The sequence below is a fragment of the Coriobacteriaceae bacterium genome, assembly GCA_025993015.1.
Taxonomy (GTDB): Bacteria; Actinomycetota; Coriobacteriia; order Coriobacteriales; family Coriobacteriaceae; genus Collinsella.
On sequence record DAJPFV010000001.1, the window covers coordinates 1717736 to 1740879 of the forward strand.

General features: G+C 62.0%; 21 protein-coding genes and 1 riboswitch. Of the genes, 15 read left to right on the forward strand and 6 right to left on the reverse strand.

The genetic code is table 11. From position 1 onward, the window contains the following. Window positions 1-11: 11 nt before the first annotated feature. A complete protein-coding gene (gene xdh / locus OIL77_07365) occupies window positions 12-2789 on the forward strand; it encodes a selenium-dependent xanthine dehydrogenase (GenBank protein ID HJI45217.1) in 2778 nt (925 codons plus the stop codon). A 344-nt stretch (window positions 2790-3133) separates the two neighbouring features. Here the strand turns inward: xdh and OIL77_07370 are convergent, their stop codons facing one another. Both OIL77_07370 and OIL77_07375 read right to left on the reverse strand, forming a co-directional pair. Beyond that, window positions 3134-4132 (reverse strand): hypothetical protein, encoded by a 999-nt coding sequence (locus OIL77_07370; protein HJI45218.1) that lies wholly within the window; start codon window positions 4130-4132, stop codon window positions 3134-3136. 1133 nt (window positions 4133-5265) lie between these two features. Further along, window positions 5266-6375, reverse strand: a complete 1110-nt coding sequence (locus tag OIL77_07375; protein ID HJI45219.1) for an IS110 family transposase — start codon at window positions 6373-6375, stop codon at window positions 5266-5268. 441 nt (window positions 6376-6816) lie between these two features. Between OIL77_07375 and OIL77_07380 the strand changes: the two genes are divergently transcribed. Continuing rightward, window positions 6817-7551, forward strand: a complete 735-nt coding sequence (locus OIL77_07380) for an exonuclease domain-containing protein (GenBank protein HJI45220.1) — start codon at window positions 6817-6819, stop codon at window positions 7549-7551. A gap of 103 nt (window positions 7552-7654) precedes the next feature. Here OIL77_07380 and OIL77_07385 read toward each other — a convergent pair whose 3' ends face one another. The 3 genes from OIL77_07385 to OIL77_07395 form a co-directional block, all read right to left on the reverse strand. Further along, the gene (locus OIL77_07385; protein ID HJI45221.1) at window positions 7655-8077 is read right to left on the reverse strand and encodes a hypothetical protein; all 423 of its coding nucleotides are present in this window, start codon (window positions 8075-8077) and stop codon (window positions 7655-7657) included. Window positions 8078-8085: 8 nt separating this feature from the next. Then, window positions 8086-8176, reverse strand: a riboswitch (SAM riboswitch). A 233-nt stretch (window positions 8177-8409) separates the two neighbouring features. Beyond that, on the reverse strand, window positions 8410-9435 hold the full coding sequence (locus OIL77_07390; GenBank protein ID HJI45222.1) for a hypothetical protein: 1026 nt from the start codon (window positions 9433-9435) through the stop codon (window positions 8410-8412). A 95-nt stretch (window positions 9436-9530) separates the two neighbouring features. Continuing rightward, the gene (locus OIL77_07395; protein HJI45223.1) at window positions 9531-10184 is read right to left on the reverse strand and encodes a helix-turn-helix transcriptional regulator; all 654 of its coding nucleotides are present in this window, start codon (window positions 10182-10184) and stop codon (window positions 9531-9533) included. 277 nt (window positions 10185-10461) lie between these two features. On the opposite strand from OIL77_07395, the gene dpaL reads away from it, so the two are divergent. From dpaL to hydA, 6 genes are all read left to right on the forward strand, one after another. After that, window positions 10462-11676 carry a diaminopropionate ammonia-lyase gene (gene dpaL, locus OIL77_07400; GenBank protein HJI45224.1) on the forward strand — a complete coding sequence of 405 codons (1215 nt, stop codon included), beginning with the start codon at window positions 10462-10464 and terminating at the stop codon, window positions 11674-11676. 72 nt (window positions 11677-11748) lie between these two features. Beyond that, window positions 11749-13134 carry a YgeY family selenium metabolism-linked hydrolase gene (locus OIL77_07405; protein ID HJI45225.1) on the forward strand — a complete coding sequence of 462 codons (1386 nt, stop codon included), beginning with the start codon at window positions 11749-11751 and terminating at the stop codon, window positions 13132-13134. Window positions 13135-13335: 201 nt separating this feature from the next. Further along, window positions 13336-14538, forward strand: a complete 1203-nt coding sequence (gene ygeW / locus OIL77_07410) for a knotted carbamoyltransferase YgeW (GenBank protein ID HJI45226.1) — start codon at window positions 13336-13338, stop codon at window positions 14536-14538. Between the two features lie 14 nt (window positions 14539-14552). Continuing rightward, window positions 14553-15503: a carbamate kinase gene (gene arcC / locus OIL77_07415; protein HJI45227.1), complete on the forward strand. Its 951-nt coding sequence runs from the start codon at window positions 14553-14555 to the stop codon at window positions 15501-15503. Between the two features lie 180 nt (window positions 15504-15683). After that, entirely contained in the window at window positions 15684-16298 is a 615-nt protein-coding gene (locus tag OIL77_07420; protein ID HJI45228.1) for a nucleotidyltransferase family protein, read from the forward strand. 8 nt (window positions 16299-16306) lie between these two features. Further along, window positions 16307-17674: a dihydropyrimidinase gene (hydA, locus tag OIL77_07425; protein ID HJI45229.1), complete on the forward strand. Its 1368-nt coding sequence runs from the start codon at window positions 16307-16309 to the stop codon at window positions 17672-17674. Window positions 17675-17787: 113 nt separating this feature from the next. Here hydA and yqeC read toward each other — a convergent pair whose 3' ends face one another. Then, the gene (gene yqeC / locus OIL77_07430) at window positions 17788-18525 is read right to left on the reverse strand and encodes a selenium cofactor biosynthesis protein YqeC (GenBank protein ID HJI45230.1); all 738 of its coding nucleotides are present in this window, start codon (window positions 18523-18525) and stop codon (window positions 17788-17790) included. Window positions 18526-18627: 102 nt separating this feature from the next. On the opposite strand from yqeC, the gene yqeB reads away from it, so the two are divergent. The 7 genes from yqeB to rplR all read left to right on the forward strand — a co-directional run bounded on the left by yqeB (window position 18628) and on the right by rplR (window position 23141). Next, the gene (gene yqeB / locus OIL77_07435; protein HJI45231.1) at window positions 18628-19422 is read left to right on the forward strand and encodes a selenium-dependent molybdenum cofactor biosynthesis protein YqeB; all 795 of its coding nucleotides are present in this window, start codon (window positions 18628-18630) and stop codon (window positions 19420-19422) included. A gap of 9 nt (window positions 19423-19431) precedes the next feature. Next, a complete protein-coding gene (locus tag OIL77_07440; GenBank protein ID HJI45232.1) occupies window positions 19432-20475 on the forward strand; it encodes an XdhC family protein in 1044 nt (347 codons plus the stop codon). A gap of 311 nt (window positions 20476-20786) precedes the next feature. After that, complete coding sequence (gene rplE / locus OIL77_07445) at window positions 20787-21344, forward strand: 50S ribosomal protein L5 (protein ID HJI45233.1); 558 nt, start codon at window positions 20787-20789, stop codon at window positions 21342-21344. A 79-nt stretch (window positions 21345-21423) separates the two neighbouring features. Then, the gene (locus tag OIL77_07450; protein ID HJI45234.1) at window positions 21424-21609 is read left to right on the forward strand and encodes a type Z 30S ribosomal protein S14; all 186 of its coding nucleotides are present in this window, start codon (window positions 21424-21426) and stop codon (window positions 21607-21609) included. Between the two features lie 119 nt (window positions 21610-21728). After that, window positions 21729-22127 (forward strand): 30S ribosomal protein S8, encoded by a 399-nt coding sequence (gene rpsH / locus OIL77_07455; protein ID HJI45235.1) that lies wholly within the window; start codon window positions 21729-21731, stop codon window positions 22125-22127. Between the two features lie 33 nt (window positions 22128-22160). Further along, window positions 22161-22697: a 50S ribosomal protein L6 gene (gene rplF, locus OIL77_07460; protein ID HJI45236.1), complete on the forward strand. Its 537-nt coding sequence runs from the start codon at window positions 22161-22163 to the stop codon at window positions 22695-22697. Between the two features lie 75 nt (window positions 22698-22772). Further along, window positions 22773-23141: a 50S ribosomal protein L18 gene (gene rplR, locus OIL77_07465; protein HJI45237.1), complete on the forward strand. Its 369-nt coding sequence runs from the start codon at window positions 22773-22775 to the stop codon at window positions 23139-23141. Window positions 23142-23144 lie beyond the last annotated feature (3 nt).

Sequence of the window (23144 nt, forward strand, 5' to 3'; positions counted from 1 at the left end):
AGGGAATCACCATGGCACAGGAATTCACTTTTACCGTTAACGGCGTCGAGCGCACGACGACCCAAAACAAACCGCTGCTGCGCTACCTGCGCGACGACCTGCACATTCACTCCGCCAAGGACGGCTGCTCCGAGGGTGCCTGCGGCACCTGCACCATCCATGTGGACGGTGCGGCCGTCAAGGCGTGCGTACTGACCACCGCTCTTGCCGCCGGTCGCAACATCGTGACCGTCGAGGGCCTGCCCGAGGACGTGCGCGAGGCCTTTGTGTACGCCTTTGGTGCCGTGGGCGCCGTGCAGTGCGGTTTTTGCATCCCCGGCATGGTCATGGCGGGCGCGGCGCTCATCGCTGAGGACCCCGAGCCCACCGAGGAGCAGATCAAGTACGCCATTCGCGGTAACGTCTGCCGCTGCACCGGCTACAAGAAGATCATCGAGGGCATTTCGCTGGCAGCTGCGGTGCTCCGCGGCGAAAAGCAGATCGACGAGGACCTGGAGCGCGGCGACGACTACGGTGTGGGCAAGCGCGCCTTCCGCATCGACGTGCGCAAGAAGGTGCTCGGCGAGGGCAAGTATCCCGACGACATCGACGAGCTCGATCAGCCGGGCCTGACCTATGCTAGCGCCGTGCGCTCCAAGTATCCGCGCGCCCGCGTGCTCTCCATTGATACCTCCAAGGCCGAGGCCCTGCCCGGTGTGGTGGGCATCCTGCGCGCCGAGGACGTGCCGGTCAACCAGGTCGGCCACCTTATCCAGGACTGGGATGTCATGATCGCCCAGGGCGATATCACCCGCTGCGTGGGTGACGCCATCGTGCTGGTGGTTGCCGAGGACGAGGCGACGCTCGAGAAGGCTAAGAAGCTCGTAAAGATTGATTACGAGCCGCTGGAGCCCGTGCGCAACATTGTCGAGGCTAGGGCTGCCGACGCCCCGCGCCTGCATGACAGTTTCTTTGCCTTTGGCAACACGGTGGAACTCAAGGACAACGTGTGCCAGAGCCGTCACGTGACGCGCGGCGACGCCGCCAAGGCGCTAGCGGAGAGCGCGTTCACCGTGACGCAGCGCTTTACCACGCCCTTTACCGAGCATGCCTTCTTGGAGCCCGAGTGCGCCGTCGCCTTCCCGTACAAGAACGGCGTCAAGGTGCAGTCGACCGACCAGGGTGCCTACGATACGCGCAAAGAGTGCGCCCACATGTTTGGCTGGGACAACGAGCCCGAGCGTGTGGTTGTCGAGACCATGCTTGTGGGCGGCGGTTTTGGCGGCAAGGAGGACGTTTCGATCCAGCACCTGGCCGCGCTTGCTGCCTATAAGCTCCAGCGTCCTGTGAAGTGCAAGCTCACACGTGCCGAGTCGCTCGCGTTCCATCCCAAGCGCCACGCCATGGACGGCACCTTTACGCTGGGCTGCGACGCCGAGGGCAACTTTACCGGTCTGGACTGCGAGATCAACTTTGACACCGGCGCCTACGCGTCGCTGTGCGGCCCGGTGCTCGAGCGCGCCTGCACGCATGCCGTCGGCCCCTACAAGTACCAGAACACCGACATTCGCGGTTTTGGCTACTACACCAACAACCCGCCCGCCGGTGCGTACCGAGGCTTTGGTGTTTGCCAGTCCGAGTTTGCGCTTGAGAGCCTAATCGACCTGCTGGCAGAGAAGGTCGGCCTGGATCCGTGGGAGATTCGCTACCGTAATGCCATCGAGCCGGGCGAGGTTTTGCCCAACGGCCAGATTGCCGACTGCTCCACGGCGCTTAAGGAGACGCTGCTCGAGGTCAAGGATGCCTACTACGCACATCCCGGCCACGCCGGCATTGCCTGCGCCATGAAGAACGCCGGTGTGGGCGTGGGCCTGCCCGATGCCGGCCGCTGCAAGATTCGCGTTGAGAACGGCGTGGCTGTGGTCTATGCCGCCACGTCCGACATCGGCCAGGGCTGCAACACCGTCTTTTTGCAGGACGTTGCCGAGGCCTGCGGTCTGCCGCTGAGCTGCATTGCCAACGGCGAGTGCTCCACCGAGAACGCTCCCGACTCCGGTACCACGTCTGGCTCACGTCAGACGGTCGTGACCGGCGAGGCCGTGCGCGGCGCCGCCTTCCTGCTGCGCGACGCCATGCTTGACATCGAGGCCGGCAAGCCCGCACCCGATGCTCCCGTGAGCGCGCATGGCGACGGCGTCAAGATCGAGTACGACGACGGTCGCGCCTACCAGCTACGCACGCAGGAGCTCGTCGCCGGCCAGGGTATGCATCCTCAGGATCCCGCGGCCGCCATCAAGGCGCTCGAGGGCTGTGAGTTTAGCTATGTGTACCTGGAGCCGACCGACAAACTGGGCGCCGACGTTCCCAATCCCAAGAGCCACATCTGCTACGGCTTTGCCACGCATGTGGTCATTCTGGATGATGACGGTCGCGTGAGCGAGGTCTATGCCGCGCACGATTCCGGCAAGGTGGTCAACCCCATCTCCATCCAGGGTCAGATCGAAGGCGGCGTGCTCATGGGCATGGGCTACGCGCTTACCGAGGATTGGCCGCTCAAGGACTGCGTGCCCCAGGCAAGGTACGGTACGCTCGGGCTGTTCCGTGCGCCCGAGATTCCGGATATCCACGCCATCTACGTGGAGAAGGACGAGCTGCTGCCCGTGGCATATGGCGGCAAGGGCATTGGCGAGATCGCAACGATCCCCACGGCGCCCGCCGTGCAGAACGCCTACCGTGCATTCGACGGCAAGCTGCGTCCGGATCTGCCCATGGTGGATACCCCGTACAGCCGCGCCCGTCGCCGCGGGTAGAGTAGAGCGCGGACGGCCATTGCTGACTGCCGTCTGCGCTTGCCATCAACTGTATAAGCTGCGCCTTTGGCCCCAGCTCCATCGTGAGCCGGGGCCTTTTGCTTGGAGCGGAAAGCGTGTCCCGAAATGAGCGCTCAGAATGGGATGCAGTTTCCCCTTGGAGCCCTCGGCGGAAATTACATCCCAGAATCGATGCTCAGAATGGGATGCACTTTCCGGTAGAGCCTCTGGCGGAAAGCGCATCCCGGAATTCGGCTCCAGAGTGGGACACACTTTCCGGTTGGAGCTTCAACCGGAAAGTGTGTCCCGGTTTGGCAGGCAGACGGGCATAAGCTCAACAGCTCCTACAATTCCACCTCGTTGAGCCATGCCGGCAGAGCGGTCTGCCGGATGCCTGCCGTCTGCAGCCTTTTCGCGAGCAGACCCGCCGAGCGGACTTCGCTCATGGTAAAGCGCAGCAGAGGGTGACCGTAGAGCGATAGGTGCGCCTCGCGCTGTCGTTCGGCAACGAGCGCCTCGGCGGTGGTGCGTCCGGCCAACATGGTCTGGTCGGTATATTTGATGAGCCCGTCGAGCTCGCCCAGTGTGAGTTCCCGCGTCTGGCGCTCCCAGGCAAAGTCCGTTCGTATGGGCTTGGCCGAATCGAAGGGGTCCGTCAGCTCGTATTGAAGCCAGTCGGGCGCAAAGCCCGTCTCGATCATGACGGCTCGGGCGACCGATTCTCCACCGCTCTCGGCGCGGGCGTCGGCATATCGAAGTGTCGTGAGGGCAGTGCGAATCGCGCGACCATTGCGGGCGGTCGCTCGTTGTTCGACGGCCTCCATCAACTGCTCTCGCGTAAGGCCGAGCTTTGAGATCGCCGAATCGGCAATGGGCATGCCGTCTGCAAAGCCAGTTTGCAGCAGGCAATCTGTAGCCGTTTGGATGGGCGGCGTTACTGATGTGCCGGATAGACGGATTGCTCCGGCCGGCTCGATCTGATGCCGCTGAATATGCGCGCCCGGGCGAGCCGACGGCTTTGTCGAGCTGCAGACATGCACAACGTTCAGATGTCGCCACGAGACCTCGAGCCCCAGCAGGCAGGCGGCCGAAAACGAGCAGAACGTCCAATCGGGGTGGATGATCGCAAGGGCGCGAATAATCTCGCAATGACGCTGTGCCCGGTTGAGTTCATCCCAGCGCATTTTGCGCGCGAACAGTCCCGGCATGGGCGAGACGACCGCGCTGCCGATGCGCCGAAGGAGCGCTTTTCGGATTGCCGTGCTCGGGGGAATCAGACAGCGCCCCTCTTGTTCGGCTTGAGTGAGCAGTTGGTCGATGAGTTGGTCATTGCAATGGGTCATGAGCTACCGCCTCCTTTTGGGTAGCAAAAAACGTATCAGCCGCAACTTGCCGCCCAACTGACCAAAAGCTGACCAAAATCTAACCATGCAGGTAGATGGCCTGTTTTCGGCGACATTTTTACATTCGAATCGGTGGGCGGTGATCGGCTCCCGTGAACGGCAACAAGTTATGAAGACCTGGTAAGTTTAGGGACGTGTACTTTTTCGAAAAACGGTAGTCTCTCCGCGGAAAGTGCATCCCAGAATTAAGCCTCGGAACGGGATGCATTTTCCAGTAGATGCTTCAGTGGAAAGTTCATCCCAGAATTCAGGCTCAGAACGGGACACGCTTTCCGGATGGCATGCTTGGCGGAAACTACGACCCAGTATTTGGCTCCAGAACGGGACAACCTTTCCGAATCGGTCTTCAAGCGGAAACTACGCCCCGGATTTGACCTTCAGACCGGGATGCCGTTTCCGGTTGAGGCCTCGAGCGGAAAGCGCATCCCATAATCCCCAATGGCACCGCAGCGCATTTCGTGTCCGCGTGGGCGTTTGCGCCGGTCGTCGAATGACGTTATAGCTGGCTATATTATGGGTAGCTATAATGTTCGACTTTTCGACAACCCTCAGCCTGTGGCAGAGCATGGGTCGCCAATCAAGGCGGCGGTTGTCGAGGCCTCGTTACCGAAAATCCATTTGTTAAACCTGGCACCCGTGGGTAGAATAAAGTCGACGGCAGCCCAAGTAGTGAAGAGCTGGGCAGCGCCGTTACTCAGTTTAAGGGGTCAATGCCTTAGCGGCGGCGACCCCTTTAATATGAGAAAGCCATTGTCAATAGGCGTGTTTGTTCGAGCCCGGTTTTAAACCGGGCTTTTTCGTTTCCCGTCGGGAGGGCCCGCGCACGCTGCACGTTTAGTCGACGCTTGCCTGGCAAGCTAATATCCGCGGGCTCTTGCGGGCGCGCTGCCGGCGGTCAGCCCGGTATGTCCGCGCACCCCACCGCATTTCGATTCTCCGTCCGGCGCGCTCGTCCGAAACCAGTCTTGTTCACGGGCGCGGCCCTTGGGCTGCCCAAAAAGGGTTCGTGAACGCGCGCCGGCGATGCGTCGAGGCGCGGGCCCTCCCGGCGGGAGGCCTGTTGTCCGACGGGGTCAGCCGAGGGTCCCCTCCGCCCGGCGCCCGATCTCCCAGACCCAGCAGGCGAGCTCGCGCGCGACGGCGGCGTTTGCCTTGCACGAGCTCTTGCCCGCCGCCGCCAGCGCCTCGCGGCGGCGGCAGAGCCTGGCGGTGCAGTCGTCGGCGCGCGCCCGGATCGCCGCGGGGACGTCCGCGCCGGGCGCCGGGGCCTTCGGGCGGGGCGTGCACGTCAGGTAGTGCCACGCCGACTCCACCAGTGCCGTCCTGGCGAGCCGGTTGCCCGTCTTGGTTATCCCGCCGCGCCGCTCGGTCTCGCCGCTCGAGCGCTCCGACGGGACCAGCCCGCACCAGCTCGCGAAGGCCGGGGCCGTCCGGAACCTCGTGAAGGAACCCGCCTCGGCTGCGAGCCTGAAGGCCGTCAGGGTGTCGATTCCCTTGATGCAGGAGAGCGCCTCGACGGCCGGGCGCCACCGGTCGGTCCGGGCGAGGGCGAGCACCTTCTTCTCGAGCTGCCGGCGGTCCGACTCCGCGCACCTCGCGGCCGTGACGTAGTACTCGAGCACGTCGCGCTGGGGCCCCTCGAGCCTGATCCCGGATATCCACCTCCAGTGGGCGCGCGTCCAGGATCCCTTCCTCGTCCCGTCGGCGTTGCGCTCGTCCCAGACGTGGCCCAGCCTGATCAGGAACATGTTGAGGCGCTGCCTGGCGCGGCGGTACTCCACCGTGGCGTCGTCGAGGGCGCGGTCGAGGTCCCGGGCGGCCTCGACGGCCGTATCGGGCAGCGGGACCTCCACGATGTTGTGGGTGGCGAGCATGCGGGCGATGAACTCGGCGTCGCGCCGGTCGTTCTTGCGGCGCGCGTCCGCCGCCGGCCTCTGCATCTTGGAGACGGCGGCCACGGCGCAGTCGAGGCCGAGCGCGCGCAGCTCGCGCGCCATGTGGAAGCCGGTGGGGCCGCTCTCGTAGCAGGCCCTGGGCTCCTCGAACCCGAGGGCCCACTCCGCGATCTCGGCGGCGTCCGTCCCGAAGTCACGGTGCACCACCTCGCCGGTGAAGGGGTTGAACGCCGCGGCGGCGACCGATCGCGCGTGGACGTCCAGGCCGATGGAGGTAACATGGGGCATGGGAAGCCTCCTCCCCGCAGGTGCGGTAAGGGCTACCGCACGGGCCGATACTCAAAGCCCATTGTGGCATCCCGAGCCCGCGGAAAGAAGCTGCGCCGCGGGGGAGGCGACCCAAATGGCTTTCTCATATCGTCTTTTTATGCTTCGAATGCTGCTTGAGTGCCTCGGAAAGTTCGATAAGCGCCGTGAAGAGCGAGACCAAAGCAACCAAGAGCTCTACGAGCTCTGATGGGCCCGGGATGACCTCTGATTCAAGTCACCGGGCCTAAATCTTTTTCAGGCATTTGAATAGAGCGGGCGATTCTCTTGGGGCCGTCTGCATGGCGTATGCCTGGCGCGCGTGGCATTGCGTCCCGCTTTTGTGTCCGCACGGGCGCTTATCCTTACGGCAATCTAGCCGTCTATGTACCGAGTGGCAGTTGACGGAGAAAGGCCCTGACCGTGCCAGACAAAAAGACGTCGGGTATCTTGGCTATCGATACGACGAATTTTGCGCGCCAGATTGTGCTCGACTTTGAGTTTGCGCCGGTGCCAAAGCAGCGCCAGCGCCGTGGACTGCGCAACGAGATTATCGAGGTCGGCGCCGTCAAGCTCGATAGCCGCGGCAACGTGATGGGCGAGTTCTCGCAGTTTGTGCAGACGGAATATGCCGAAGGCGTTGCGTATCCCGTCCGCGAGCTCACGGGAATATTGGCCGTGGATACCGCGATGGCCGATCCGCTCTACATGGTGATCAAAAGGCTCAGCGAGTGGATTGGTCGCTACTCCGCTCAAGTGGTCTGTTGGAGCGGGGCGGACCGCCGACAGCTTTTGACCGAGTGCGGGGCGAAACGCATCGACCTTGCTGGCTTTCCCGTGGACTGGGCCGACCTGCAGGCGTTTTACACCTCGATTATGGACGTGGGCAGCCATGGATGTGTCTCGTTGGACGACGCGGCAACGTGGTTTGGCGTCGATTTTGATGAGTCGACCGGTCACGCTCACAGCGCCCTCGCCGACGCACGCGTGACCGCCAGGTTGCTCAAGCAGGTGATAGATGGGAGCTATCACGTGAGCCCGCGCGCCCAGGTGATCCGCCAGCGATGGGGGATGGGCGAGCGAACCCAGACGCGTCTCTCCAGTAAGTGCCCCGAGCTGAGCGATCTGCTGCTGAAGCTGAAGGCGGAGGGGAGGTAGGTTTTGAGAACGCCATTCGGTTTAGTGGGACGTGCGAGTGCGGTTTCGCCCTACTGTTTGAACCAAAGCATCAGACGGTATGACGATTTGCCCTGCCTGCCGTCTATACCCCCGCAACCCTGCGCGCTGCGCTCAGCAGCTCGTACTCCCTCTGGCTCCACTGGTGTAGCTTCGTCGCGCGTACGGCATCTCGGCACAGGTCCAAAAACACCTCGGTCCCCACGCAGAAGCACTTGCGAACATAGGCACCGGATCCGTCCGCGACACACTCGCCGTCGGCAAACAACTTCCAGCTAGACGGCTCGCGCGAATCGTTTCCGGACAGCTTGATCTGCAGTACGTGCGGGCTGTCAGCGGCGCAGAGCTCTTCCTCGAGCTTCTGTACTGTAAAGCGCATCTGGTGGGAGAGACTGCTCTTGACCATGGCCGAGGCGTAGCCATTTGGCTTATCAAGAAGATGCATACGATTTGGTTTGACGACCAGGTTGTGGAAGTTGCGCTCGCTGCGCACGGAGAAATTGTCCATACGGGCTCCTTTCATCGGTGTTGGCAGGGCCACCGTGCCTCTTGGCCGGTTGGCGTCGGGATCGTGGAGCCAACTCTCTACCCCGACTCTGGATAAAACGCGCCCGCTCCTTGCAGGCAAGAGGAAGTCTATCAACGTGTACGGACAGAAATCAAGCGCCGCCTGCGAAATGACGCGTGAACGGCGTTGGTTTCCCAAGTGATTATTCGGCTTTCATCCGGAAAAGTGTCGAAATAGGCACCTTAAAACTTCGGAAAAGTGTAGCTGGATGACAAAGCAGCACGCAGAGGTCATTACTAGACGCGGGATCCTGTAGCCGCCTTCAGCCCTCTCTACTCGTCGTCTCCGTCGTTGGGGTCACCCTTGAGGGTGTTGATGTCCAGATGCTCGTTGTCGTTCTCTTGTTGCTGCGTTGCCGATTCGGATGCGGTGGGACCACGGAACAGCTGGAATCCCTCAAACGCAATGACGCCGAGCAGCGCCACAACAATGACAATAAAGGCAATCTTGACTGCCTGCGGAAACTCCGAGAAACGCATGGACTTTTCCTCGGCGTAATAATCGGAGAAGCGCCCCTCTGCCGCGCTTTTGGTGTATGCCGGCGCGGACGCGGCCTCCGCTTGAACATCCGATTCGTAAACGGGTGCAGACGGAGCGGCGAACGGATCGTTAACGTAATCGCTCGACGTTGCGCCATAGTCCTCGGTTTCAATGCGGGCGGCATCGGAGTATTCATTGGAATAATCGGTATATGCTGCATCGCCGCCATATCCCATGGTACTCGTACCGCCAGCAAAAAGCGGGTTTACCGGGCCATCGAGTGCAGACATGCCGGTAGAGGTCTCGTCCAGATCGGCCGCTGCCCACGAGTCGTAGGCAACCTGATGGGCAGTGGGCTCATCGAGTCTTGTGATCGGAGACTTTCGTGCCGCAGGAACAGGTAGCTGCTGGGCGCTGTACATAACGGTGCTGTCGGTCGATTTGCCCTGCGCCGCCGCGGCAAGAAACGCCGCCGTCTCGGACGGGTCGCTTGCGGGGCGGGGAGCGGGCATGGTTGCCGGAGCAGGTGTGGGTATCGGTGCAGGCGCAGGTGCCGAAACAGGCACAGGCGCAGGTGCCTGCGCGGGTTTCGGCGCGAGCGAGGGATTCGGGCTTGACGGGCGAGTCCCGCCGCCCATGAGTTCCTCGGCGGTCCAGGGGCGGTCGCTCATCACGTCGTCGAGGCTCAGCGCAAAAAGGCCCTCTTCGCCCTCGTCAAACGCGTGTTTCGCATGCCTGGCGCCAGGAGCGGTGCCTCCGCGGCCGTTGCGTGATGCGTTGCTCGACCCCATCTTGTTCCATCCTTTCGAAATACTCACATCCATCGATTATATGGAACTTGCCTTGCGGCCGACTCTCGGATTCGTGCATTCCAGAACTCGCGCCCAAAAGGGGAGAGGTGCAGGCGCGCTGACTATTTGTCGCCGGCGGCAGCCTTTGCCTCGTTGAGGTAGCTATAGAAGCTGTACTTAGAGATGCCAAAGAACTCGCAGGCGCGTTCGCTCGACTTGGAGATGAGGAAGGCGCCGCGACGGTCGAGGTAGCCAATGGCGCGGATGCGCTCGTCTTTGGTCATGAGCGCCGCGGGCTTGCCCACAAACTGTTCGCACTCGCGCAGCAGGTCTTCGAGCAGATCGCCGATGTTTTTGGTAATGGGCTCGGGCTCGGTGTAGCCCGTGCTGCCGGTGCCGGTAAAGGCATCGAGCGAGCGCTCAAATGCCTTCATGAGCGTAATGTCAAAGTTAATACCCAAAATGCCGACGGGCTTGCCCTCGTCGTTGCGGATAAAGATGGTCGAGGACTTGAGCAGCTTGCCATCAGCGGTTTTGGTGAGGTATGGCTCGCGGTCGTGCACGTCGGCGGTGTCCTCGTGCATGGACTCAAGCACAATATGGCTGGGGCCGTCTCCCAGTTTGCGCCCGCTGACGTGGCCGTTTTCGATCACTACGATGGAGTGGTCCACGTCCTCGGTCTCCAGGTCGTGGACGACGACTTCGCAGTTGGGACCAAATTGGAGCGTCAAGCCGTGTGCAAGGCGCTTGTAAAACTCAATCTGTGCGGGGGTCATGGGTGCCTTCCTAAAAATTAGTTTGGGCTCACTTTGCCATAAACCCCACTTGTTCGCAAATAACGAAAGCGTCGCTGCGTTATGTAACCGTTCGTCGGCGAAAAGGTACCGATTACGGCAACAAACAATTTGTTAGGTTTACCAATCAAAAAGTGTGATAGAACATTGCTAACAAACTTTTTGTTTGGCATCCACATAAAAGTTCAGTCGCATGAATGGGAATGGGCTGAAACGCGTATGCGGGGGCCGGCAAGAGAGAACTTAAGGAGTTCACCGTATGGCCGATAAGATCCAGTGGGCGGGCAACACGATGCCCAAGAGCGATGACAAGCACTTGGGAATCATGAGCCTCGACCACGTGAAGAAGGCCCGCGCCTTCCACCAGTCGTTCCCCCAGTACACCGTCACTCCGCTTGCCCGCCTGGACGGCCAGGCCGCGCGCCTGGGCCTGTCCAACCTGTGCGTTAAGGACGAGAGCTATCGCTTCGGCCTCAACGCCTTTAAGGTTCTGGGCGGTTCGTTTGCCATGGCCAATTACATTGCCGGCGAGACCGGCAAGGACGTTGCCGAGTGCACCTTCGATTACCTGACCTCCGATCAGCTTGCCAAGGACTTTGGCCAGGCTACCTTCTTTACCGCCACCGACGGCAACCATGGCCGCGGCGTGGCATGGGCTGCCAACAAGCTGGGCCAGAAGGCCGTCGTGCACATGCCCAAGGGTTCCACCAAGCCCCGCTTCGATAACATCGCCGCCGAGGGCGCCACGGTGACCATCGAAGAGGTCAACTACGACGAGTGCGTGCGCATGGCCGCCGCCGAGGCCGATGCCTGCGAGCGCGGCGTCATCGTTCAGGACACCGCCTGGGAGGGCTACGAGAAGATTCCGTCTTGGATCATGGAGGGCTACGGCACCATGGCTTCCGAGGCTGCCGAGCAGCTGCGCGAGATGGCCATCAACCGCCCGACGCACGTCTTTGTCCAGGCTGGCGTGGGCTCGCTGGCCGGCGCCGTGGTGGGCTACTTCACCAACCTGTATCCCGATAACCCGCCCACCTTCGTTGTGGTCGAGTGCGCGCCTGCCGCCTGCCTGTACAAGGGCGCTGCCGCCGGCGACGGCGATCCGCGCATCGTGGACGGCGACATGCCCTCCATCATGGCGGGCCTGTGCTGCGGCGAGCCCAACATCCTGGGCTGGGATATCCTGCGCAACCACACCACTGCCTTCGTGTCCTGCCCCGACTGGGTCACCGCTCGTGGCATGCGCACCCTGGGCGCTCCCGAAAAGGGTGACCCGCGCGTTATCTCCGGCGAGTCCGGCGCGGTGACCACCGGCCTGGTCGAGACCCTCATGCTCGATCCCGAGTACGCCGAGCTCAAGGAGCTCATCGGCCTGGACAAGACGAGCTCCGTGCTCTGTTTCTCCACCGAGGGCGACACGGATCCGGATCAGTACCGTCGCATCGTCTGGGAAGGCGAATATCCCACTTGCTAATACTGGGCGGAGTAAATAGGTATCGCTCCGCCACCCCACAGGTAGATTCCTTCGTTTGAAAGGTTATGAACAATGGCTAAAGAACTCGATTTCGACGCTATCAAGGCTGCTGCTGAGTCCCATCGTGCTGATATGACGCGTTTTCTTCGCGCTATGATCTCCCACCCCTCTGAGTCTTGCGAGGAGGGTGAGGTTGTCGCCTGCATCAAGGCCGAGATGGAGAGCCTTGGCTATGACGAGGTCAAGGTCGACGGCCTGGGCAACGTTATGGGCTTTATGGGCGAGGGCGACAAGATCATCGCCATCGACTCCCACATCGACACCGTCGGCATCGGCAACATCGAGAACTGGGATGCCGATCCCTATGAGGGCTACGAGACCGACGAGATCATCTACGGCCGCGGCGGCTCCGACCAGGAGGGTGGCATGGCTTCTGCTACCTACGCTGCCAAGATGATGAAGGACATGGGCCTCATCCCCGAGGGCTACAAGATCATGGTCGTCGGCACTGTCCAGGAAGAGGACTGCGACGGCATGTGCTGGCAGTACATCTACAACAAGGACGGCATTAAGCCCGAGTTCGTCATTTCCACCGAGCCCACCGACGGCGGCATCTATCGCGGCCACCGCGGCCGCATGGAGATCCGCGTCGACGTTCACGGCACCTCCTGCCACGGCTCCGCTCCCGACCGCGGCGACAACGCCATTTACAAGATGGCCGACATCATCGCCGACGTCCGCGCCCTCAACAACAACGGCTGCGACGAGTCGACCGACATCAAGGGCCTCGTCAAGATGCTCGACCCCAAGTACAACCCCGAGCACTTCGAGGACGCCCGCTTCCTGGGCCGCGGCACCTGCACCGTCAGTCAGATCTTCTACACCAGCCCCAGCCGCTGCGCTGTCGCTGACTCCTGTGCTATCTCCATCGACCGTCGCATGACCGCCGGTGAGACCTGGGAGTCCTGCCTGGACGAGATCCGCAACCTGCCGGCCGCCAAGAAGTACGGCGACGACGTGAAGGTCTCCATGTACATGTACGACCGTCCGTCCTGGACCGGCGAGGTCTACGAGACCGAGGCTTACTTCCCCACGTGGATCAACAAGGAGACCGCTCCGCACGTCAAGGCCCTCGTCGACGCCCACAAGGCCATGTTCGGTGACGGGCGCATCGGCTGCGAGCCCAGCATGGACAAGCGCACCGGTCGTCCGCTGTGCGACAAGTGGACCTTCTCCACGAACTGCGTTTCCATCCAGGGCCGCTATGGCATCCCCTGCGTCGGCTTTGGCCCGGGTGCCGAGTCTCAGGCTCACGCTCCCAACGAGGTCACCTACAAGGACGACCTGGTCACCGCTGCCGCCATGTATGTGGCTGCCCTGAACCTCTACGATCCGAGCCAGGCCGATGGCGATGCCACCGTGTTCCGCGCCGGTCTGACCAACAACAAGATCGACTAGTCCCATTCCTCGATCTTGTTGAGCCGGGGGCCGCTCGTGTCCCCGGCATCCCCTGTTGACTTGGGGCCCGCGGTCGTGATCTCCCATGCTTCCTCAACGGTAGCGGGTCCTCGTCATAGTGCTCGGCATGTTCTAGTCACATGCGCATGCCGGAGCACATCTACTCATTGCGATCGTTTCACCTTTAGAAAGGACATTTACATGGACGCCAAGTTTACCGAGCTCGTCGAGCAGCTGAACGGCCTCGATTTTAAGGGTATGTATGGCAGCGACTTCCTGCACACCTGGGACAAGACCACCGATGAGCTCAAGGCGCTCTACATCGTCGCCGACGCCCTGCGCGAGCTGCGCGAGAACAACGTTTCGTCCAAGATCTTCGATTCGGGCCTGGCCGTCTCCCTGTTCCGCGACAACTCCACCCGTACGCGTTTTTCCTTCTCTAAGGCCGCCAACCTGCTCGGCCTTGAGCTGCAGGACCTGGACGAGAAGAAGTCCCAGATCGCTCACGGCGAGACCGTCCGTGAGACCGCTACCATGATTTCCTTCATGGCCGACGTCATCGGCATCCGCGACGACATGTATATCGGCAAGGGCGACGCCTACATGGCCGAGGTTTCCGAGTCCGTGCAGCAGGCCTACGAGGACGGCGTTCTGGATCACCGTCCCACGCTCATCTCCCTGCAGTCCGACTCCGATCACCCCACGCAGTCCTCTGCCGACATGCTCTACCTCATCAACGAGTTTGGCGGCCTCGAGAACCTCAAGGGCAAGAAGGTCGCCGTCACCTGGGCCTATTCGCCCTCTTACGGCAAGCCGCTGTCTTGCCCGCAGTCGCTGATCAGCCTGCTGCCCCGCTTTGGCATGGACGTCACCCTGGCTCACCCCGAGGGCTACGACCTCATGCCCGAGGTCGTCGAGCGCGCCAAGGGCTATGCCGCCGAGTCCGGCACCACCTTTAAGCAGGTCAACACCATGGCCGAGGCCTTCGAGGGCGCCGACATCGTGATCCCCAAGAGCTGGGCTCCGTTTGCCGCCATGGAGAAGCGCACCAACCTGTACGCCGAGGGCGACGACGCCGGCATCGCAGCGCTCGAGAAGGAGCTGCTTGCCCAGAACGCTACGCATCAGGATTGGTGCTCCACGACCGAGCTCATGGAGAAGACCGCCAACGGCCAGGACACCATCTTTATGCATCCGCTGCCCGCCGACATCTCCGGTGTCTCCTGCGAGCACGGCGAGGTCAACGCCGACGTCTTCGATATGCACCGTGTGGGCATGTACAAGGAGGCCAGCTACAAGCCGTACGCCATCGCTGCCATGATGTTCCTGCAGAAGGTTGCCGATCCCGCTGCCGCCCTCAAGGCCCTCGACGAGCGCAACACCGCCCGTTGGTTCCAGGCCTAAAGCTGGGCTGAGAAATGGCTAAGCGTATCGTTGTCGCCCTGGGCGGAAACGCCCTCGGCGCCAACCTTCCCGAGCAGATGGAGGCCGTCAAGACGACTTCCAAGGCTATCGTCGACCTGATCGAGGAGGGCAACGAGGTCGTCGTCGTGCATGGCAACGGCCCCCAGGTGGGCATGATCGCCAACGCGATGGCCGAGCTCACGCGCTCTAACCCTCAGAAGTACATTCCCTGCCCGCTGTCCGTTTGCGGCGCCATGAGCCAAGGCTACATTGGCTATGACCTGCAAAACGCCCTGCGCGAGGAAATGCTCGACCGCAATATCGACAAGGGTGTCGCCACCGTGCTCACCCAGGTCGAGGTTGCGGCGGACGACCCGGCCTTTGCCGACCCGGTCAAGCCGATCGGTCCGTGGATGAGCGAGGCCGAGGCCAAGGAGCTGGAGGCCGACCGCGGCTACCAGTTCATCCACGACGAGAAGCAGGGCTTCCGTCGCGTGGTTGCCTCGCCCAAGCCCGTGAACATCGTCGAGCTCGACACCATCAAGTCGCTCGTCGAGTCTAACCACGTGGTGATTTCCTGCGGCGGTGGCGGTATTCCCGTCACCAAGTCCCAAGGCAACCACCTTAAGGGCGCTGCCGCCGTCATCGATAAGGACTTTGCGGCCGAGAAGCTCGCCGAGCAGCTCGATGCCGATGCCCTGATTATCCTGACGGCCGTGGAGAAAGTTGCCATTGGCTTTGGCACCGACCACGAGCAGTGGCTCGACACGCTGAGCACGGCTGACGTAAAGCGTCTGTCCGAGGCCAACGAGTTCGGTCGCGGCTCCATGCTGCCCAAGGTCCAGGCCGCCTCGACGTTTGCCGAGAGCAAGCCGGGCCGCACGGCGCTCATCACGCTGCTCGAGAAGGCGCGTGACGGTCTTGCCGGCAAGACCGGTACCACGTTTACCGGCGACGCTGAGTAGGCATATCGCACTGATGTAGAGGAGGGTGTCCTGCGCAGCGGGATGCCCTCCTTTGTGCTATGGAGCGCCAAGGGGCGTTCGCTGGAAAAACGAGCGCATGCCTGTTCCGACGGAGTGTGAGCTTGGTATGGTGGGTATAGCAACTATGGTGTCCAAGGCAGCCAGGGGAGGTTTGCGGAGATGAAACTTGGTTGCGTCATTATGGCTTCGGGCGAGGGCAAGCGGTTTGGCTCCAACAAGATGCTTGCCGATATCTATGGCGAGCCGCTGATTGCCCGGACCATCGATTCGGTTCCCCGGGGCTTTGACGTCGTGGTTTCGACGCGTTGGCCCGAGGTCGCTCAGATTTGCGAGGACAAGCATTGCCCGTGCGTGCTGCACGATGGCGAGCTGCGCAGCGAAAGCGTCCGTGCGGGCCTTTCGTGGGGAGTCGAACGCAACTGGAAAGGTTGCCTCTTTTTGCCGGGCGACCAGCCGCTCGTGAGTTCGGATTCTTTTGAGGCTATGGTTCGTGCATTTGACGAGCGTGGCCGCAAGCATCCGGTGCGTCTTGCGTGCAACGGTGAGCCTTCGAGCCCGGTGCTGTTTCCGGCGGAACTGTTCGATGCACTTATGTGTCTTGAGGGCAAGGACGGCGGCTGTTCGATCCTCAAGAGCCGTATCGACGTGGTGCTGGTCGAGACGCGTGCCTACGAGCTGTGGGACGTCGATACCGCCAAGGGACAGCAACGCATAACGGAGCATATCGCTGCCTGCTCGTATTTTGATCGCGTGGCCAACTGTATTAATCAATAAGGAGCAACATGATCATCATCAAAAACGGCGCGCTCGTGACGCCACAGGGACTTCGCCGCGCCGATCTTGCCATGGAGGGCGATAAGATCGTGCGGATCGCCGCGGCGATTGAGCCGGCCGAGGGCGATACCGTCGAGGATGCCGCGGGCTGCTGGGTGTTTCCCGGCTTTATCGACGGCCACACGCACATGCAGTGCTGGACCGGCATGGATTGGACAGCCGATAGCTTTGAGACCGGCACGCGCGCGGCCGCCTGCGGCGGCACGACGACCATCGTGGACTACGCGACGGCCGATCGCGGCGTGACTATGCCCGATGCCTTGGGCGAGTGGCATCGCCGCGCCGACGGAACCTGCACGGCCAACTACGCCTTTCATATGGCACTCGCCGAGTGGAACGAGCGCAACCGCGCCGACCTTTCGGCCATGCGCGAGGCGGGCGTATCGTCGTTCAAGACCTACTTTGCCTACGATCATCTGCGCCTGGACGATGCCGAGACGCTCGAGGTGCTCGAGGAGCTCAAGTATATTGGCGGCATACTGTGCGTGCATTGCGAGAACGGCACGCTGGTGAATGAGCTGCAGAAGCGCGTGTTTGAGCAGGGTATCCACGGGCCCGAGGGCCATGCGCTCAGCCGTCCGGATGTGTGCGAGGCCGAGGCAGTGAGCCGTCTGCTATATCTGGCGCACCTGGCCGGCGACGCACCGGTCAACGTGGTGCACCTTTCGACCAAGCTGGGGCTCGAGGCCATCCGTGCCGCCAAGGCGCGCGGGCAGAAGAATATCTATGTCGAGACCTGCCCTCAGTATCTGATGCTCGACGATACTTGCTACTTGGAGCAGGGTGAGGACGGCTTTGCGGGTGCCAAATATGTGATGAGCCCGCCGCTGCGTCATGCCGGCGACCGTGCCGCGCTGCGCGAGGCGCTTGTGGCCGGCGAGATCGATACGATTGCGACCGATCATTGCAGCTTTAACCTGCACGGGCAAAAGGACCGCGGGCGCGACGACTTCCGCGCGATTCCCAACGGCGGGCCCGGTGTGGAGCATCGTCCCGTCGCGATTGCCACGAGCTTTGAGGGACAGCTGGGTCCCGAGGATTTGTGCCGCTTGATGAGCGAGAACCCGGCGCGCGTCTTTGGCATGTATCCGCGCAAGGGCTGTCTTGCCGAGGGTGCCGATGCCGACGTGTGCGTGTGGGATCCCAAGGCGCGCTGGACAATCAGTGCCGCGACGCAGCATCAGGCCGTGGACTACACGCCGCTCGAGGGCTTTGAGGCGCACGGCCGCGCCAGGGCTGTGTTTGTGAACGGCGTGCTGGCCGCGCGCGACGGCGAGCCCACCGGAGCCCAACCCGGCCGCTACGTCCCCCGCTAGCAGGAAGGCCGCCAGGGTAGCTAATTTGGGACGGGGCTCTTTTAGCTACCCTTGCCTGCCTGATGATTTTTCTCTCAACATGGGGTAGCTAAAAGAGCCCCGTCCCAAATTAGCTACCCCTTGAGGCTGGTGGCGACGATGGGGCGGCTGAGGGCAGTCTCAAAGCGGCCTGCCACGGCCGGGTCGGCAAGCGTGTCGACTTGGTTGAGCATGATGCGGGCATTGTTGAGGTTCAGCATCCGCAGCTCGGCATTGAGCACCATGGCGACGTGCTCTGGGGTGGCAGCGTCGGTGGGCTCGCAGCCGCAGCGCTCGCAGAAGAGCTCGGGGCGGTGGACAACCTCGGCGACGGGCTTGCCCAGCCCCGAGGCGCCGACGACCCAGACAACGTTTGCCGTGGCGGCGGGAATTACCGGCTCCCAGGCGGCATGCGCCTTGAGCGGGAGTCGCTTGCTGCCATCTGCCTCGGCCAACACATAGTCAAAGCGCTGCGCCAGCTCGTTGAGCGGCTCGGCGGGGGCGGAGAGCTTGCCTGTCTCCGGGTCCAAAACACCCGCCTGGCAGATACTTCCGCGGCTCATGCCAGCGCATGCCTCGCAGGTGCAGCCGGGAACATGCAGGGCCCCCGGCTTCCAAGGCACGGCGTCCAGGCGACGGCTCGACCCGTCCCATGGCACACCGGCGACGGGAAACATGTGCGTGGTGGTACAGAGAAGCACCCTGCCGCCGGCGCGCATGAGCTCGAGACCCAGCGTCTTCAGCAATGTTGACTTGCCGCCACTGCCGATAATTGCGGTAATGCCTGGCTCGATCTTGAGCGCGGAGGCAAGGTTTCCACTCGTCGTTTCCATCTGTTCACCGCCGTATAATACTGTGATAATAAATAATCATCAGAGTAGCGGTCGAACCGCTTTTGCTCTGCTCAAACCGTAGCACAGGGAGGTGCCCCGGGAATGCTCGTTTATATTCGCGGTGCCGGCGATATCGCCACGGGCGTCGCCGCTCGCTTGGTGCGCGCCGGCGTGTCGGTCGTTATGGCCGATATCGCGGTTCCCACGTGCATCCGCCGCACAATCAGTTTTTGCGAGGCCATTCGCCTGGGCGAGGTCGAGGTCGAAGGCATTCGCGCTCGCTTGGCACAGACGCCGGCAGAGGCGCTTGCGATTACCGAGGCTGGAGACGTCGCCGTTGTGGTGGACCCCCAGGCCAAGATGCTCGGCGAGCTGAAACCCGCGGCTGTGGTCGACGCGATTTTGGCCAAGCGCAACCTGGGCACCACGCGCGACATGGCGCCTGCCGTCATCGCCGTGGGGCCGGGCTTTACCGCGCCGGTCGATTGCGACGCCGTGGTCGAGACCATGCGCGGGCATTTTCTGGGCCGCGTCATCACCCAGGGTTCGCCCCAGCCCAACACGGGCGTGCCAGGCATTATCGCCGGCTATGGCAAAGAGCGCGTTATTCACAGCCCCGCTGCCGGCGTGTTTCGGTCCGACCGCGCAATCGGCGACATCGTGAGTGCCGGAAACGTGATTGGCTACGCGGGAGATATGCCCATGCGCACGCAGATCGATGGCTGTCTGCGCGGGCTTTTGGCGAACGGCGTGCAGGCGACCGAGGGCTTTAAATGCGCCGATGTCGATCCGCGCGGCGATGCCAGCTATATCAACTACATTTCGGACAAAGCGACGTCGGTCGGCGGCGGCGTGCTCGAGGCACTCGCTATGCTCACCGATGTCTTTAGAGGATAGAAGGCGGCAATGGAAAAGCTCGATGTTGTGAATGCGGCGCTTGCCGCCCTGCGTGCTGGCGAGACGTGCGAACTCGTGGTCGTGGCCGGTACGGCGGGGTCGTCACCGCGCGGTGTGGGCGCATGGATGACTGTCTTTGCCGACGGCAGCCAGGCGGGCACCATCGGCGGCGGCAAGATTGAGCTCTTTGCGCTGGATGAGGCGCGCGAGCTCCTGAGCGCGGGACGGTCGCGTCTGGTCCGCTACACCATGGGCGGCGAGAACTCCGATACCGGCATGATCTGCGGCGGAGCCATCTGCCTGTGCTACCTGCATCTGGATGCGACCCAGGCACCGTTGTTCCAGGAAATTGCCGACGTCTTGGCCTATCGGCGCATCGGTGACTTCGTCATCGACTTTGAGCCGTTTATCGCGAGCGCGCTCGAGGGCGATGTGGCCGAGTACCATGGCGAGGAGTCGCGCCGTACCATTGTGGGCTGCCCCGGGCTTTCGCTGGTGGAGGAGGGGAGTAAGGTCACCTACACCAACGCCGCCTCCGAGATTCCCCCAGCGCATATCGAGACGCTCTGCCCCGAGGGCCTGACCTATATCTTTGGCTGCGGCCACGTGGGCGCCGCGACGGCGCGGGTGCTCACGGCGGCGGGCTTTGCCGTTGTAGCGTGCGACGACCGCCCCGGCACGTTGACACCCGAATGGGTGCCCGGTGTCTACGACCGTCGTCTGGTCGACTACAAGAAACTGAGCGAGCTGTGCCCCATCGGTCCGCGCGATCTGGTGGTGGTCGCCACAGCAGGTCACAAGTCCGATATCGACGTGGTGATTCAGGCCATGCGCGCCAAACCCGCCTATCTGGGCTGCTTGGGCTCGCGCCGTAAGACGGCCTTTGTACGCGCCCGTCTGGAGCAGGAGGGCTTTACGCAGGAGCAAATCGGCGAGCTGCACCTGCCGATCGGAGTCGCCATCGAGGCCGAGGACCCCGAGGAGATCGCCATCTCCATCGCCGCCGAGATGATCCACCTGCGTCGCACCAAGCTCGTCCCCCGCAAGCGCTAATCGCATCCCCACCAATAAGTTGCGGTGAAATACGGATTGTTTAAGCCTGTTAGGTTGCCAAACAGTCCCTATTTCACCGCAACTGCTTTTTGGGACCCATTTGTGCGGGGGAGTTGTGGAGTTGTGCAGGCAGACGAGGTTTTTCTGGAAATACGCACCCAATGCGCGTATAGTACCGATTGTTTTGTCGGCTCCTGCTGCGTCGAGTCCAAACCGCGAAATGCCATGAGCGGCGCGGATGCAGCCAGGAGGCACGAGGACAACCCATCGTGGCCACGCCCCGTGCTTAAAACCCCAAGAAGGAGTGAACAATGGCAGAAGAGAAGTATGTGCCGCGTCTGAAGACCAAGTACAACAACGAGGTCAAGCAGCAGCTTCAGGACAAGTTCCAGTACGAGAACGTCATGATGATCCCCAAGTTTGAGAAGATCGTCGTGAACATGGGTGTCGGCGAGGCCGCTACCGATTCCAAGGCCATCGACGGTGCCGTGCGCGACCTGCGCGCTATCACCGGCCAGCAGCCGATGATCACCCGTGCCCGCAAGTCCATCGCTACCTTCCGCCTGCGCGCTGGTATGCCGATCGGCTGCAAGGTTACCCTGCGTGGCGACCGTATGTGGGAGTTCTTCGATCGTCTGACCTCCGTCGCGATCCCCCGTATCCGCGACTTCCGCGGCATCTCCGCCAAGAGCTTCGACGGCCGTGGTAACTTCTCCATGGGCGTCACCGAGCAGCTCATCTTCCCCGAGATCGACTTCGACTCCGTCGATCACCAGCGTGGTATGGACATCACCTTCGTGACCACCGCCAACACCGATGAGGAGGCCAAGGCCCTTCTGGACGCCTTCGGTTTCCCGTTCAAGAAATAGGTTCACCTGCCCTAAAAGCGCCGTTTCCACAAGGGGACGGCGCTTGGGGCGAACAATACTCTATGTGAGGAGGATATAAGTGGCTAAGACATCGATGATCGTCAAGTGCAATCGCAAGCAGAAGTTCTCTACTCGTGAGTACACGCGCTGCCAGCGCTGCGGCCGTCCGCACTCTGTGTACCGCAAGTTCGGCCTGTGCCGTGTCTGCTTCCGTGAGCTTGCACTCAAGGGCGAGCTTCCCGGCGTTAAGAAGGCCAGCTGGTAAGTCACTACCAGCGTTTCAAGCATCCGTTTGGAACAGGGAAAACGCGCTAGTTAGGCTTTGCCGTTAAGGGCGGCGAAGAACCAAGAGCACGTGTTCATCAAGAACGAAGGAGAATCTGTATGAACCTTACAGACCCGATCGCAGATATGCTTACGCGCATCCGTAACGCTAACTCTGTGAACAAGGCCACGGTCTCTATGCCGAGCAGCAAGAAGCTCGTCGAGATCGCTCGTGTTCTGCACGAGGAGGGCTACATCGAGGGCTACGATGTCGAGGACACCGTTCCCCAGAAGACTCTGCACATCACGCTTAAGTATGGTCCCAAGAAGGCTAAGGTCATCAACGGCATCCGCCGCATTTCCAAGCCGGGCCTGCGTAAGTACACCGGCGTTGCCGACATGCCCCGCGTCCGCGGTGGCCTTGGTACCGCCATTATTTCCACCAGCCATGGCGTCATGACCGACCGCGATGCTCGCAAGCACAACGTCGGCGGCGAGATCATCGCTTACGTCTGGTAATTCGCTCGGTAGGTAGAAGGAAAGGAGATCACCGTGTCTCGTATCGGTAATAAGCCTGTCCAGATTCCCGCCGGAGTCGAAGTGGCAGTCAACGGCAACAACGTTGTCGTCAAGGGCCCCAAGGGCCAGCTCGAGCTCGATGTCTTTGAGAAGCTCGCTATCAACGTCGAGGACAACGTCCTCACCGTTTCCCGTCCCGACGACGAGCGTGAGACCCGTGCCCGCCACGGCCTCACCCGCGCCCTCATCCACAACATGGTTGTTGGCGTTTCCGAGGGCTTCGAGAAGAAGCTCGAGCTCGCCGGCGTCGGTTACCGCGTGCAGCAGAAGGGTAAGAACCTCGAGTTCTCCCTGGGCTTCTCGCACCCCGTGATCGTCGAGGCTCCCGAGGGCATCACCTTCGAGGTTCCCGACAACACCCACGTGAACGTCAAGGGTATCAACAAGCAGCAGGTCGGTCAGATCGCCGCTGAGATCCGCGGCCATCGTCCTCCCGAGCCTTACAAGGGCAAGGGTATCCACTATGTTGGCGAGCACATCCGCCGCAAGCTGGGTAAGGCCGCCAAGTAGTCGTAACCGACTCACTCGCATAAGACCAGCACCCCGTTAGGTGCTGGCAAGATCAACCTTTTTAGGAGTTTACGTATGAACAAGCATAAGGCGAAGCTGGAAGGCCTCAAGCGTCGTCAGCGTCGTGTTCGCGGCAAGGTCTCGGGTACCGCCGAGCGTCCGCGTCTTCGCGTGACCCGTACTAACGCCAACATCTATGCCCAGATCATCGACGACAGCAAGGGCTCCAGCCTGACGCTCGTCTCCGCCTCGACCCTCGAGGCCGAGTTCAAGGGCACCCACACCTCGAACAAGGAGGCTGCGGAGAAGGTCGGTCAGCTCGTTGGCAAGCGCGCCATCGAGGCCGGCATCACCAAGGTCGCCTTCGATCGTGGTGGCCGTATCTACCATGGCCGCGTCAAGGCCCTCGCCGACGGTGCTCGTGCCGCCGGTCTCGAGTTCTAGGAG